12 protein-coding genes are annotated in these 12849 nt (G+C 59.3%); 7 read left to right on the forward strand and 5 right to left on the reverse strand.

The window, feature by feature from the left end; translation table 11 throughout:
• The first annotated feature begins 122 nt into the window (after positions 1–122).
• Complete coding sequence (gene fdxA, locus BM70_RS0115535; protein ID WP_003208688.1) at positions 123–446, forward strand: ferredoxin FdxA; 324 nt, start codon at positions 123–125, stop codon at positions 444–446.
• A gap of 493 nt (positions 447–939) precedes the next feature.
• Here the strand turns inward: fdxA and apbC are convergent, their stop codons facing one another.
• A complete protein-coding gene (apbC, locus tag BM70_RS0115540; protein ID WP_025856864.1) occupies positions 940–2034 on the reverse strand; it encodes an iron-sulfur cluster carrier protein ApbC in 1095 nt (364 codons plus the stop codon).
• A gap of 172 nt (positions 2035–2206) precedes the next feature.
• On the opposite strand from apbC, the gene metG reads away from it, so the two are divergent.
• The 4 genes from metG to BM70_RS0115560 all read left to right on the forward strand — a co-directional run bounded on the left by metG (position 2207) and on the right by BM70_RS0115560 (position 6627).
• On the forward strand, positions 2207–4258 hold the full coding sequence (metG, locus tag BM70_RS0115545; protein WP_025856865.1) for a methionine--tRNA ligase: 2052 nt from the start codon (positions 2207–2209) through the stop codon (positions 4256–4258).
• A 150-nt stretch (positions 4259–4408) separates the two neighbouring features.
• On the forward strand, positions 4409–5572 hold the full coding sequence (rsxB, locus tag BM70_RS0115550; RefSeq protein ID WP_025856866.1) for an electron transport complex subunit RsxB: 1164 nt from the start codon (positions 4409–4411) through the stop codon (positions 5570–5572).
• A gap of 126 nt (positions 5573–5698) precedes the next feature.
• Positions 5699–6337 (forward strand): endonuclease III, encoded by a 639-nt coding sequence (gene nth / locus BM70_RS0115555; RefSeq protein WP_025856868.1) that lies wholly within the window; start codon positions 5699–5701, stop codon positions 6335–6337.
• A 107-nt stretch (positions 6338–6444) separates the two neighbouring features.
• Positions 6445–6627 carry a PA3496 family putative envelope integrity protein gene (locus BM70_RS0115560; RefSeq protein ID WP_025856869.1) on the forward strand — a complete coding sequence of 61 codons (183 nt, stop codon included), beginning with the start codon at positions 6445–6447 and terminating at the stop codon, positions 6625–6627.
• Between the two features lie 81 nt (positions 6628–6708).
• Here BM70_RS0115560 and BM70_RS0115565 read toward each other — a convergent pair whose 3' ends face one another.
• From BM70_RS0115565 to BM70_RS0115575, 3 genes are all read right to left on the reverse strand, one after another.
• Positions 6709–7341, reverse strand: coding sequence for a response regulator transcription factor (locus BM70_RS0115565; RefSeq protein ID WP_010212736.1), 633 nt, complete (start codon positions 7339–7341; stop codon positions 6709–6711).
• Between the two features lie 623 nt (positions 7342–7964).
• Complete coding sequence (locus BM70_RS0115570) at positions 7965–9182, reverse strand: argininosuccinate synthase (protein WP_025856870.1); 1218 nt, start codon at positions 9180–9182, stop codon at positions 7965–7967.
• Between the two features lie 142 nt (positions 9183–9324).
• Positions 9325–10233: an OmpA family protein gene (locus BM70_RS0115575; protein ID WP_025856872.1), complete on the reverse strand. Its 909-nt coding sequence runs from the start codon at positions 10231–10233 to the stop codon at positions 9325–9327.
• A gap of 156 nt (positions 10234–10389) precedes the next feature.
• On the opposite strand from BM70_RS0115575, the gene pyrC reads away from it, so the two are divergent.
• Both pyrC and rnt read left to right on the forward strand, forming a co-directional pair.
• Positions 10390–11436, forward strand: coding sequence for a dihydroorotase (gene pyrC / locus BM70_RS0115580; RefSeq protein ID WP_025856874.1), 1047 nt, complete (start codon positions 10390–10392; stop codon positions 11434–11436).
• Positions 11433–12104 (forward strand): ribonuclease T, encoded by a 672-nt coding sequence (gene rnt, locus BM70_RS0115585; RefSeq protein WP_010564138.1) that lies wholly within the window; start codon positions 11433–11435, stop codon positions 12102–12104. The genes pyrC and rnt overlap by 4 nt, the downstream gene beginning before the upstream one ends.
• Before the next feature lie 114 nt (positions 12105–12218).
• Here rnt and BM70_RS0115590 read toward each other — a convergent pair whose 3' ends face one another.
• On the reverse strand, positions 12219–12821 hold the full coding sequence (locus BM70_RS0115590; RefSeq protein WP_003172097.1) for a peroxiredoxin: 603 nt from the start codon (positions 12819–12821) through the stop codon (positions 12219–12221).
• Positions 12822–12849: the final 28 nt, after the last annotated feature.

The following is a 12849-nucleotide window of genomic DNA, read 5'->3' on the forward strand; positions in this document are numbered from 1 at the left end:
TAGACTCTCGCGCGGTTTGGGATGCTGCAGGCTCTTAGCCTGGCCTGCAGACTATCGCTCCCGAACCTCGCGAGCCCTGCCACAAAGGGTTTCGCTGCCGCCGCCTGAGGAGAAAATTAGAAATGACCTTCGTCGTCACCGACAACTGCATCAAGTGCAAGTACACCGACTGCGTAGAAGTATGTCCGGTGGACTGCTTCTACGAAGGCCCGAACTTCCTGGTTATCCACCCGGATGAGTGCATCGATTGCGCCCTGTGTGAGCCTGAGTGCCCGGCCGTCGCTATTTTCTCCGAGGACGAAGTCCCGGCAGAGATGCAGGAATTTATTCAGTTGAACGTCGAGCTGGCGGAAATCTGGCCGAACATCACTGAACGCAAGGACCCGATGCCGGATGCCGCGGAATGGGATGGCAAAAAAGGTAAGATTGCAGACCTTGAACGCTGATAGCGTCGCCTCCCAAAAGGCCCCTTGCGGGCCTTTTTGCGTTTCTGGGAGGTGGGTTTCACTTTCCTGCAGGCAAAAAAAAGGGGCGGTTTGACCCGCCCACATTTTTTCCCTAGTCCCTGTATTCCTTTTCATCATCCTGATGAATCGCATCCTGCGACGTTCCTTCGAACCATCGTTCCTTGATGGCTGTGCCAATCCGTGGACACAGGGCTGATCTTAGAGAGTTCCAACGTAAGTTCAACGGGATTTAACTGGGTGACGGACCGTCTCCAGCGCTCAAGGCTGTATAAATAATTGTTATTTTTCAATCGGATAGAAAATACTCTCGCACTTTTGAGACGCTCCGGGACGGAAAAAAAACCAAACACTTACGAAAAAGTAAGCGAATGCTTACACGAGCAATTACGTAAAAGCGTAACGGGCTCCCCTTCTCAACCAGCGGACAAGAAAAAGCCCCGACATTGTCGAGGCTCCTTTGCCCGCAACCGCCTCAGTCGTCGCTGACGGAAATCGTCGGCATCGCCGGGCTGGCCGCTTCTTGCAGCACAATCCGCGCGCCCACATGGCGGGCCAGTTCCTGATAGATCATGGCGATCTGGCCATCCGGCTCCGCCGCCACCGTGGGCTTGCCGCCGTCGGCCTGCTCGCGAATCACCATCGACAGCGGCAACGAGGCCAGCAGCTCGACGCCGTACTGGGTGGCCAGCTTCTCACCACCGCCTTCGCCGAACAGATGCTCGGCATGGCCGCAGTTGGAACAGATGTGTACCGCCATGTTCTCCACGACGCCCAGCACCGGGATATTGACCTTGCGGAACATCTCCACGCCTTTCTTCGCATCGAGCAACGCCAGGTCCTGAGGCGTGGTGACAATCACTGAGCCGGCTACCGGGACCTTTTGCGCCAGGGTCAGCTGGATATCGCCGGTGCCTGGCGGCATGTCGATCACCAGGTAGTCCAGGTCGCCCCAGGCGGTCTGGGTGACCAGTTGCAGCAAGGCGCCGGACACCATCGGCCCGCGCCAGACCATTGGTGTGTTGTCATCGGTGAGGAAGGCCATGGACATCACTTCCACGCCCAGGGACTCGATCGGCACGAACCACTTCTGGTCCTTGACCTTCGGCCGCGTGCCTTCGGCAATGCCGAACATCACGCCTTGGCTCGGCCCGTAGATATCGGCGTCGAGGATACCCACGCGCGCACCTTCACGAGCCAGGGCCAGGGCCAGGTTGGCCGCCGTAGTGGATTTACCCACGCCGCCCTTGCCGGAGGCCACGGCCACTACGTTCTTGACGTTGGCCAAGCCTGGGATCTGCGCCTGGGCCTTGTGCGGCGCGATCACGCACTGGATGTCGACCTTGGCCGAAGCCACACCGTCCAAGCCTTCGATGGCCATTTGCAGCATCTGCGCCCAACCGCTCTTGAACAGACCTGCGGCATAGCCCAGTTCCATCCGGACCGAGACCTGGTCGCCCTGGACCTCGATGGCGCGTACACAGCCGGCACTGACCGGGTCCTGGTTCAAATAAGGGTCGGTGTACTGGCGAAGAACGGCTTCCACCGCTGCGCGATTGACGGCGCTCATGGGCTACTCCCGAAAAAAGACTGACTGAAACAGGCGGCTATCCTAACCGTTCCAGCGGCGTTGCGGCATGCTTTCGCAGGTTCGGAAGATTCTGAAACAGCGCCACGGGGTGAAATATATTTCCCGGCGCTTTATAGTGGCCGACCTCCGTTTCATCAAGTAGCCGAGCCCCATGTCCGAGCCACGCAAGATCCTCGTCACCAGCGCCCTGCCCTATGCCAATGGTTCCATCCATCTTGGCCATATGCTTGAGTACATCCAGACCGATATGTGGGTGCGCTTCCAGAAGCATCGCGGCAATCAATGCATTTATGTCTGCGCGGACGACGCCCACGGTTCGGCCATCATGTTGCGCGCCGAAAAGGAAGGCATCACCCCGGAACAACTGATCGCCAACGTGCAGGCTGAACACAGCGCCGACTTTGCCGAGTTCCTGGTGGATTTCGACAACTTCCACTCGACCCACTCCGAAGAAAACCGCGAGCTGTCGAGCCAGATCTACCTGCGGCTGAAGGACGCCGGGCACATCGACCAGCGTTCGGTCACCCAGTATTTCGACCCGGAAAAGAAAATGTTCCTGGCCGACCGCTTCATCAAGGGCACCTGCCCGAAATGCGGCACCGAAGACCAGTACGGCGACAACTGCGAGAAATGCGGTGCCACCTATGCGCCGACCGACCTGAAGGATCCGAAGTCGGCAATCTCCGGCGCCACCCCGGTGCTCAAGGACTCCCAGCACTTCTTCTTCAAGCTCCCGGATTTCCAGCAGATGCTGCAAACCTGGACACGCAGCGGCACCCTGCAGGACGCCGTGGCCAACAAACTCTCCGAATGGCTCGACAGCGGCCTGCAGCAGTGGGACATCTCCCGCGATGCGCCGTACTTCGGCTTCGAGATCCCGGGCGAGCCGGGCAAGTACTTCTACGTGTGGCTGGATGCACCAATCGGCTACATGGCCAGCTTCAAGAACCTCTGCAACCGCACGCCGGCGCTGGACTTCGACGCGTTCTGGGGCAAGGACTCCACCGCCGAGCTGTACCACTTCATCGGCAAGGACATCGTCAATTTCCACGCCCTGTTCTGGCCGGCGATGCTCGAAGGTTCGGGTTACCGCAAGCCAACCGGTATCGCGGTGCACGGCTACCTGACGGTCAACGGCCAGAAGATGTCCAAGTCCCGTGGCACCTTCATCAAGGCGCGCACCTACCTGGACCACCTGTCGCCGGAATACCTGCGCTACTACTACGCCTCCAAGCTGGGCCGTGGCGTCGATGACCTGGACCTGAACCTGGAAGACTTCGTACAGAAGGTCAACTCGGACCTGGTCGGCAAAGTCGTCAACATCGCCAGCCGTTGCGCCGGGTTCATCCACAAGGGCAACGCCGGTGTATTGGTGGCCGAGAACGCCGCGCCGGAACTTACCGACGCCTTCCTGGCCGCCGCGCCAAGCATCGCTGACGCCTATGAGGCCCGCGACTTCGCCCGCGCCATGCGCGAGATCATGGGCCTGGCCGACCGCGCCAATGCCTGGATCGCCGACAAGGCACCGTGGTCGCTGAACAAGCAAGAAGGCAAGCAGGCGGAAGTCCAGGCGATCTGCGCCACGGGCGTCAACCTGTTCCGCCAGTTGGTGATCTTCCTCAAGCCGGTGCTGCCGTTGCTGGCCGCCGATGCCGAGGCGTTCCTCAATGTTGCGCCGCTGACCTGGAACGATCACGCCACACTGCTCAGCAACCATCAGTTGAACGAGTTCAAGCCGCTGATGACCCGTATCGATCCAGTGAAAGTCCAGGCCATGACCGATGCTTCGAAAGAAGACCTGGTCGCCAGCCAGACCGACACCGGCGAATCGGCACCGGCCGGTAACGGCGAACTGGCCAAGGATCCGATCTCTGCGGAAATCGACTTCGACGCCTTTGCGGCCGTGGACCTGCGTGTCGCGCTGATCGTCAAGGCCGAAGCCGTAGAGGGTGCCGACAAGCTGCTGCGCCTGACCCTGGACCTCGGTGGCGAGCAACGCAATGTGTTCTCCGGGATCAAGAGCGCTTATCCGGACCCGTCCAAGCTCGATGGTCGCCTGACCATGATGATCGCCAACCTCAAGCCACGGAAAATGAAATTCGGTATTTCCGAAGGCATGGTGATGGCGGCCGGCCCAGGTGGCGAAGAGATTTACCTGTTGAGCCCTGACAGCGGCGCCAAGCCGGGTCAACGCATCAAGTAAGCCTATGGGCCTGTGGCGAGTAAATTAGGCCTGTTGTAGGAGCCCGGCTTGCCGGCAATGGCGACTTCAGGGACGCCATCGCCGGCAAGCCGGACTCCTACAAATCCATTACGAGCCTGTTCGCTTAATCGGCCTACCCATGATCACAGCATGAACCTCATTCAACGTATCGACGCGCTGCTGCCGCAGACCCAATGCGGCAAGTGCGGGCACCCGGGCTGCAAGCCTTACGCCGAGGGCATCGCGCGAGGCGAGGCGATCAACAAGTGCCCGCCCGGTGGGCAGGAAACCATCGCCGGCCTTGCGCTGTTGCTACGTGTGCCCGTGTTGGACCTGGACACCAGCCGCGGCGAGGCGCCCGCCCAGGTTGCCTACATCCGCGAGGCCGAGTGCATTGGCTGCACCAAGTGCATCCAGGCCTGCCCGGTGGACGCCATTGTCGGCGCCGCCAAGCTGATGCACACCGTCATCATTGATGAATGCACCGGTTGCGACCTCTGCGTCGCGCCCTGCCCTGTCGATTGCATCGAGATGCGCCCAGCGACCCGCGTGCTGCCGATGGTGGGTGGTCTGGCGGCCAATGATCACGAGCACCATGAACGCGGCCTGAAACGCGATCGGGCGCGGCGACGGTTTGAACAACGCAATGCACGCCTGCAACGGGAAGAAGCCCACAAACTCGCCGAACGCCTGGCACGGGCCAAGCGCTCAACGCCCGCGGCGCCCTTGTCGGCCGATGCGGCTCAGACCGCCCGAGATGCAGCGGTCAAGCAGGCTAAAATCGCGGTTGCCATGAGTCGTGCTCAACTGCACAAGTCCCTGAAAGCGTTCGGCCACCCACCGACCTTTGAGCAGCAGTCGCAATTGATCATCCTGCAGCAGCAGTCCGAAGCGGCAGAGCAGGCACTCACAGCCTTGGAGGCTGCCAGCCCAACGCCACTGCCGCCGCAAAAAGACCCCGCACTCAAACGCGCAAAAATCCAATTGGCCATGCGGCGCGCCGAACTGAAAAAAGCCCAGGACCTGAACGCCGATGAACAGCAACTGGCGACCTTGAGTGCTGCGCTGTCTGGCGCGGAGCAAGCCTTGCACGACGCCGAGGCGGGCAGTGAACAGCCCAGGCCCGACCTGCAGCGTGTGGAAAAACGCCCGATAGACGCTCACCTGCGCCAGCTGAAAACCGCCCTGGCATATGCCCGGGCCGAGGTCAGCAAGTTACAACGTCAACCGGACGTGAGCGCAGATCAACTCAAGGCCGCCCAACACACGCTGGAGCAAGCACAGCGCCAAGTGGACCTCTACGTCGGCGCCTGATCCACTGCAGGCGCTGCCGGGCGCTGTGGCGATGGTTTATCCTGCTCGGGATATCGCGCGCAGAGCCTCAACCCTGAAACCGCTCTTCACCCTTACGTCGACCGCCTGCAAGGAACCCACCGCCCCATGAACGCCGCAAAACGCCTGGAAATTTTCCGCAGGCTTCACGAAGACAATCCGGAACCCAAGACCGAGCTGGCCTACACCACGCCGTTCGAGTTGCTGATTGCGGTGATCCTGTCGGCCCAATCCACGGACGTTGGCGTCAACAAGGCTACGGCCAAGCTGTATCCGGTGGCGAACACGCCGGAGGCGATCTATGCCTTGGGTGTGGAGGGTTTGTCGGAGTACATCAAGACCATCGGCCTGTACAACAGCAAGGCCAAGAACGTCATCGAGACCTGCCGCCTGCTGGTAGAACTGCATGGCAGTCAAGTGCCACAAACCCGCGAAGCCCTCGAAGCCCTGCCGGGCGTTGGCCGCAAGACCGCCAACGTGGTGCTCAACACCGCATTCCGTCAACTGACGATGGCCGTGGACACCCACATATTCCGCGTCAGCAACCGCACCGGCATTGCCCGTGGGAAGAACGTGGTCGAGGTGGAAAAGCAGTTGATGAAGTTCGTGCCCAAGCCGTATCTGCTGGATTCCCACCACTGGCTGATCCTGCACGGACGCTACGTTTGCCAGGCCCGTAAACCGCGCTGTGGCAGCTGTCGCATCGAAGACCTGTGTGAATACAAGGACAAGACGTCCGACGATTGAGTGATCATTGGTTTTCTCGATCAGCCGATTGAAAAAATCTTTTTTACCCAACCCTGGATTATCGTTATAAGGAGCGCCAACGGCAGTCTTAGCCCGGAGTGAACCTTATGAGCACTGGCAAAGAACAACTGGAAGTGGAAGACGACCTCGTTGAGTCGGATGACGATGGGGTAGAGACACCTGTGGTAGAGGTCGCCAAGACCAATTTGAGCAAACGCCGCACCATCGACAATCTTCTGGAAGAACGACGCTTGCAAAAACAACTGGCCGATTACGACTTCGATCTCTGATCCAGGGTCGACGGCCGGAAGCCTCCCTCACGGAGGCTTTTTTCTGCCGGTTGCCGGGGCAATGCGCGGTACCGATCCCCTCTACACCAAGCCGTTACGCTGGGCCAGTTCAATCAGGTCCACAAGAGAGCGAGCGTTGAGTTTGAGCAGCAAACGCGTCTTGTAGGTGCTGACCGTCTTGTTGCTGAGGAACATGCCGTCGGCAATCTCCTTGTTGGTCCTGCCCCGGGCCAACTGTTGCAATACCATCATTTCCCGACCCGACAGACGCTCGACCATATCGGCCTCACTGGCATTACCCATGGTGGAGCGTACCGAGTTGAGCGCCTGGTTCGGAAAGTAACTGTAGCCCGACAAGACGGCCTTGATAGCACTCAGCAACTCGGTCAGGTCCTGTTGCTTGCACACATAACCGGCTGCACCCGCCTGCATGCAGCGCATGGAAAAATGGCCCGGAGCCTGGGACGTCAGCACCAGCACCTTGAACGGAGCGGGCTGCTTGGTCGACGACAGCCGGCAAATAACTTCCAGGCCATCAAGTTTTGGAATCCCGATATCCAGTATGACAATGTCCGGCATATGCTCCCGTGCAAGTTGCAACGCGTCGACACCATTATCGGTCTCGGCAACGACCTCATAACCATGACGTTCCATTAGCATACGCACAGCAAGACGAATGACGGGATGATCATCCACGATCAGCACTTTATTCATGAGAAAGTCCAATTTCGCTGTTCGAATTATTTAGAGCAAGCACAATAGCCTAGTCGTTTCCTAGTTGGCATAGCGTTCCCCCCCGAGCAACAGCAAGCAGAGACCCACCCCACAGCGATAAAGGAATTGCCCTACAAAAAAACGCCATCTCGGACTTATCCCGTTTTATTGATCCTTTCAGACCTTTCCGGGGGCCTACATAATTTGAGTGAAATATCCATGACCCATGAGGGGCTGGGTAAACGTGGCGCACGCAACTCTCAGGAAATGCCCCTTGCCCCTCGGGTACGGCTGAGAAAACCGTCAAGAAAAATCTGGCTGTTTTAGTTCCATTTAACATATTCGCTTACATCCTTAATTCCTACAGACATTTCAGCGTTTATATATTCGCCGTACCTCATGAGTGAATTTTCTGTAAGACCAGTTCCTACATAGATGTAAAAATTTCATTCGCCCTACACACTTCCGGCAACGACTCATTCAAAATCGGCGTCAGGAATAGTCGTCAATGAAAGATATCAACATAGGTTTAATCACTATAAACATGACAAGTCTCGGTTAAATACACAGGCAAAAAAAATGGCCCCTTGAACAAGGGGCCATTTTTCACAACAGGCTGAGACTTAGAACAACGAGCGACCTTTATTGGCCGCGATGCGCATGCGCAATGCGTTCAACTTGATAAAGCCCGCTGCGTCCGCCTGGTTGTAGGCGCCGCCGTCTTCTTCGAAGGTGGCGATGTTGGCGTCGAACAGCGATTCATCGGACTTGCGACCGGTAACGATCACGTTGCCCTTGTACAGCTTCAGGCGCACAACGCCGTTCACGTGGACCTGGGAAGCGTCGATCATCTGTTGCAGCATCAGACGTTCAGGGCTCCACCAGTAGCCGGTGTAGATCAGGCTGGCGTACTTGGGCATCAACTCGTCTTTGAGGTGAGCCACTTCGCGGTCCAGGGTGATCGACTCGATGGCGCGGTGGGCGCGCAGCATGATGGTGCCGCCTGGGGTTTCGTAGCAGCCACGGGACTTCATGCCCACGTAGCGGTTCTCGACGATGTCGAGACGGCCGATACCGTGCTCGCCACCGATACGGTTCAGGGTAGCCAGTACGGTGGCCGGGGTCATTTCGACGCCGTCCAGCGCGACGATATCACCGTTGCGGTAGGTCAGTTCCAGGTACTGCGGCTTGTCGGGAGCGTTCTCCGGGGAGACGGTCCAGCGCCACATGTCTTCTTCGTGCTCGGTCCAGGTGTCTTCCAGCACGCCGCCTTCATAGGAGATGTGCAGCAGGTTGGCGTCCATCGAGTACGGGGACTTTTTCTTGCCGTGACGCTCGATCGGGATGGCATGCTTTTCAGCGTAATCCATCAGTTTCTCACGGGACAGCAGGTCCCATTCACGCCAAGGGGCGATCACTTTCACGCCTGGCTTGAGCGCGTAGGCGCCCAGTTCGAAACGCACCTGGTCGTTGCCCTTGCCGGTAGCACCATGGGAAATGGCGTCGGCGCCGGTTTCGTTGGCGATTTCGATCAAGCGCTTGGCGATCAGCGGACGAGCGATGGAAGTACCCAGCAGGTACTCGCCTTCGTAGACGGTGTTGGCGCGAAACATCGGGAAAACGAAATCGCGGACGAACTCTTCGCGCAGGTCGTCAATGTAGATCTCTTTCACGCCCATGGCTTGCGCCTTGGCGCGTGCAGGTTCGACCTCTTCGCCCTGACCCAGGTCAGCGGTGAAGGTCACCACTTCACAGTTATAAGTATCCTGCAGCCACTTGAGGATCACCGAAGTGTCCAGGCCGCCGGAATACGCGAGAACGACCTTGTTTACGTCGGCCATGCCATCACTCCACGGGGTTGTACGGAAAGGCGTCGATTCTACCGACCAAAACCGTGAATTTACAGAGGCGCGACAGCAAATGAAGATAAAGCGACAGATTATGTCGAGCGAGCGACCGATAGACGCACCTCAGGCCCGCACTTTATGAAGTATGGGCTGGGTTGCTCGGTGCTGTGGCCTGGGGCGCCGGTTTCTCGGGGGCGGCTACGCGTTCAAGCTGGATATTCACGCGACGGTTGCGTGCCCGGTTGGCCGCATTGGTGTTGGGCGCCAGTGGGTAGCTTTCGCCGTGGAAACGCAGGGTGATCTGCGACTCCTGGATACCGTTGGCCTTGAAGTAGTCCATCACCGCCAAGCCACGGCGGCGCGAGACGTCACGGTTGGTCAGGCGGTTGCCGCTGTTGTCCGAATGGCCATTCAGCTCGATGTGGTTGACGGTGGGGTCGGCTTTCATGAACGCGAGAATCACGTCCAGTTTCTTCTTGGCCGCCGCGTCCAGTTCGATACCGCCACCGGGGAACCCGACTTCGGTCTGTTTGACCTGGTCGTAATTCATCGGCAACAGCTTGGCGGTGCACAGTTGGTAGTCGTTGTAGGCCTTGTTGAATTTGACCGGCAACAAGCGGATTTCCGAGTAGCCGCCCTCGCGTCCGTAGTGGCGCACGGTCGGGCTCCGGCCTTCCAGCAGCCCCGAAAACAGGCGCCCGGCCTGGGCCTGGGAGCTGTTGAACAAGACGTCGCCACTGCCAGCACGCACGGCACCGAGGTTGATATCACCCCGGCCCGGCTGCCAGGGCGCAGCGGCGGCCAGCAAGGTGGCCGAGCCCGCACCCAGCGAGCCGTTATAGGCTTTCAGGCGAAACGTCGCCTGCTCACCGGCGCGACGCACGAACTCGCCCGAACCGAAGTCGGTGATCGGCTGGGTCAGGCGGCACTCGAACTGGTCGCCTTCTACCTTCCACTCAATATTCTCCAGACGTGTCTGGAACGTGAGGGCCATCGCAGGCAGGCTGGCGAACACACTGAGCAGGGCTAGGTAATGCTGGCGCACGGGAGGCTCCACTGGTTTCTACAACACTTCAAAGCGTCATACATCGTTAAGGCATACCCAGGGATATCGGTCGCATCCTGCAAAACTTGATAGCGAGTGCCTGCAAGAGTCTTTTCCGGTAGCATTCCCACCAGATTGACCCGCCTGGAATCCCCAATGTCCGACCGCCTGACCCTGCTGCGTCCCGACGACTGGCATATTCATCTTCGCGATGGTGCTGCGTTACCCCACACCGTGGCCGATGTAGCGCGCACGTTTGGCCGCGCCATCATCATGCCTAACCTGGTACCTCCGGTGCGTAACGCCGAGCAAGCCGATGCCTACCGCCAGCGTATCCTCGCTGCCCGGCCGGCCGGCAGCCGCTTCGAACCGCTGATGGTGCTCTACCTCACCGACCGCACCCAGCCCGAAGAGATTCGAGAGGCCAAGGCCAGCGGTTACGTGCACGCCGCCAAGCTGTACCCGGCCGGCGCGACCACCAACTCCGATTCCGGCGTGACCAGTATCGACAAGATCCTGCCGGCCATCGAAGCCATGGCGGAAGTCGGCATGCCGCTGCTGATCCACGGTGAAGTCACCCGTGGCGATGTGGACGTGTTCGATCGCGAGAAGATCTTCATCGACGAGCATATGCGCCGTGTGGTCGAGCTGTTCCCGACCCTCAAGGTCGTGTTCGAGCACATCACCACCGCCGATGCCGTGCAGTTCGTCACCGAGGCCTCGGCCAACGTCGGCGCGACCATCACCGCGCATCACCTGTTGTACAACCGCAACCACATGCTGGTGGGCGGGATTCGGCCGCACTTCTATTGCTTGCCGATCCTCAAGCGCAACACCCACCAAGTGGCCTTGCTGGATGCCGCCACCAGCGGCAATCCGAAGTTCTTCCTCGGCACCGACTCCGCCCCCCACGCCCAGCACGCAAAAGAAGCAGCATGCGGCTGTGCCGGTTGCTACACCGCCTATGCCGCGATCGAGCTGTACGCCGAAGCGTTCGAACAGCGCAACGCCCTGGACAAGCTCGAAGGCTTCGCCAGCCTCAATGGCCCACGTTTCTATGGCCTGCCGGCGAATACCGACCGCATCACCCTGGTCCGTGAAGACTGGACCGCCCCTGCCAGCCTGCCGTTTGGCGAGCTGACTGTTATCCCGCTGCGCGCCGGTGAAACACTGCGCTGGCGCCTGCTGGAGGAAAGCAAGTGAGTGAAGACCATTACGATGACGAACACGAGCACAGCGGTGGCGGGTCCCGTCACCCGATGGCCGAGCGGTTCCGCGGCTATCTGCCGGTCGTCATCGACGTAGAAACCGGTGGCTTCAACTGCGCCACCGACGCGCTGCTGGAAATCGCCGCGACCACCATCGGCATGGACGAACAGGGCTTTGTGTTCCCGGAACACACCCACTTCTTCCGCGTCGAGCCGTTCGAAGGCGCCAACATCGAGGCGGCGGCCCTGGAGTTCACCGGGATCAAGCTCGATCACCCATTGCGCATGGCGGTGAGTGAAGAAGCAGCGCTCACCGATATCTTCCGTGGCGTGCGCAAGGCCTTGAAAGCCAACGGCTGCAAACGCGCAATCCTGGTCGGCCATAACAGCAGCTTCGACCTGGGCTTCCTGAATGCCGCCGTGGCGCGCCTGGACATGAAGCGCAACCCGTTTCACCCGTTCTCCAGCTTCGACACAGCCACCCTCGCCGGCCTGGCGTATGGCCAGACCGTCTTGGCGAAAGCCTGCCAGGCGGCCGGTATCGACTTCGACGGCCGTGAGGCTCACTCAGCTCGCTACGACACCGAGAAGACCGCCGAGCTGTTCTGCGGCATCGTCAATCGCTGGAAGCAGATGGGCGGTTGGGAAGACTTCAACGACTAACAGTGCTTTTGTGGTGAGCCCGCCAACTATGGTGAGCGGGCTCGCCACAGGGTCTTTTCCTGAGCATAAAAAAACCGGCCTTCTCAGGCCGGTTTTTTGTACCTCGATTCTGGCTTACAGCTTGCCAGCGTTCTCGGTCAGGTAGGCCGCAACGCCTTCTGGCGAAGCGTTCATGCCTTTGTCGCCTTTTTTCCAGTTGGCAGGGCAGACTTCGCCGTGCTCTTCGTGGAATTGCAGGGCGTCGACCAGACGGATCAGCTCTTCCATGTTACGACCCAGCGGCAGGTCGTTGATGATCTGGGAGCGAACCACGCCTTTGTCGTCGATCAGGAACGCGCCACGGAAAGCTACGCCACCTTCGGATTCAACGTCGTAGGCCTTGGCGATGTCGTGCTTCATGTCGGCAGCCATGGTGTATTTGACTTTGCCGATGCCGCCATCATTGATGGCGGTGTTGCGCCAGGCGTTGTGGGTGAAATGGGAGTCGATGGAAACGGCTACCACTTCAACGTTGCGCGCCTTGAAATCGTCCATGCGATGGTCCAGAGCGATCAGCTCGGATGGGCAGACGAAGGTGAAGTCCAGCGGGTAGAAGAATACCAGGCCGTATTTGCCTTTGATGGCTTCAGACAGTTTGAAGCTGTCAACGATTTCGCCATTGCCGAGGACGGCTGGTACGTCGAAATCCGGGGCTTGTTTGCCGACGAGTACGCTCATTGGATATCTCCTGATGTGAGGGTGACGA

Source organism: Pseudomonas sp. CHM02 (genome assembly GCF_000612585.1).
Classification (GTDB): Bacteria; Pseudomonadota; Gammaproteobacteria; order Pseudomonadales; family Pseudomonadaceae; genus Aquipseudomonas.

Coding starts and splice junctions, on each gene's coding strand:
- fdxA (WP_003208688.1), top strand. CDS start 123: ATGACCTTCGTCGTCACCGACAACTGCATCAAGTGCAAGTACACCGAC.
- apbC (WP_025856864.1), bottom strand. CDS start 2,034: ATGAGCGCCGTCAATCGCGCAGCGGTGGAAGCCGTTCTTCGCCAGTAC.
- metG (WP_025856865.1), top strand. CDS start 2,207: ATGTCCGAGCCACGCAAGATCCTCGTCACCAGCGCCCTGCCCTATGCC.
- rsxB (WP_025856866.1), top strand. CDS start 4,409: ATGAACCTCATTCAACGTATCGACGCGCTGCTGCCGCAGACCCAATGC.
- nth (WP_025856868.1), top strand. CDS start 5,699: ATGAACGCCGCAAAACGCCTGGAAATTTTCCGCAGGCTTCACGAAGAC.
- BM70_RS0115560 (WP_025856869.1), top strand. CDS start 6,445: ATGAGCACTGGCAAAGAACAACTGGAAGTGGAAGACGACCTCGTTGAG.
- BM70_RS0115565 (WP_010212736.1), bottom strand. CDS start 7,341: ATGAATAAAGTGCTGATCGTGGATGATCATCCCGTCATTCGTCTTGCT.
- BM70_RS0115570 (WP_025856870.1), bottom strand. CDS start 9,182: ATGGCCGACGTAAACAAGGTCGTTCTCGCGTATTCCGGCGGCCTGGAC.
- pyrC (WP_025856874.1), top strand. CDS start 10,390: ATGTCCGACCGCCTGACCCTGCTGCGTCCCGACGACTGGCATATTCAT.
- BM70_RS0115590 (WP_003172097.1), bottom strand. CDS start 12,821: ATGAGCGTACTCGTCGGCAAACAAGCCCCGGATTTCGACGTACCAGCC.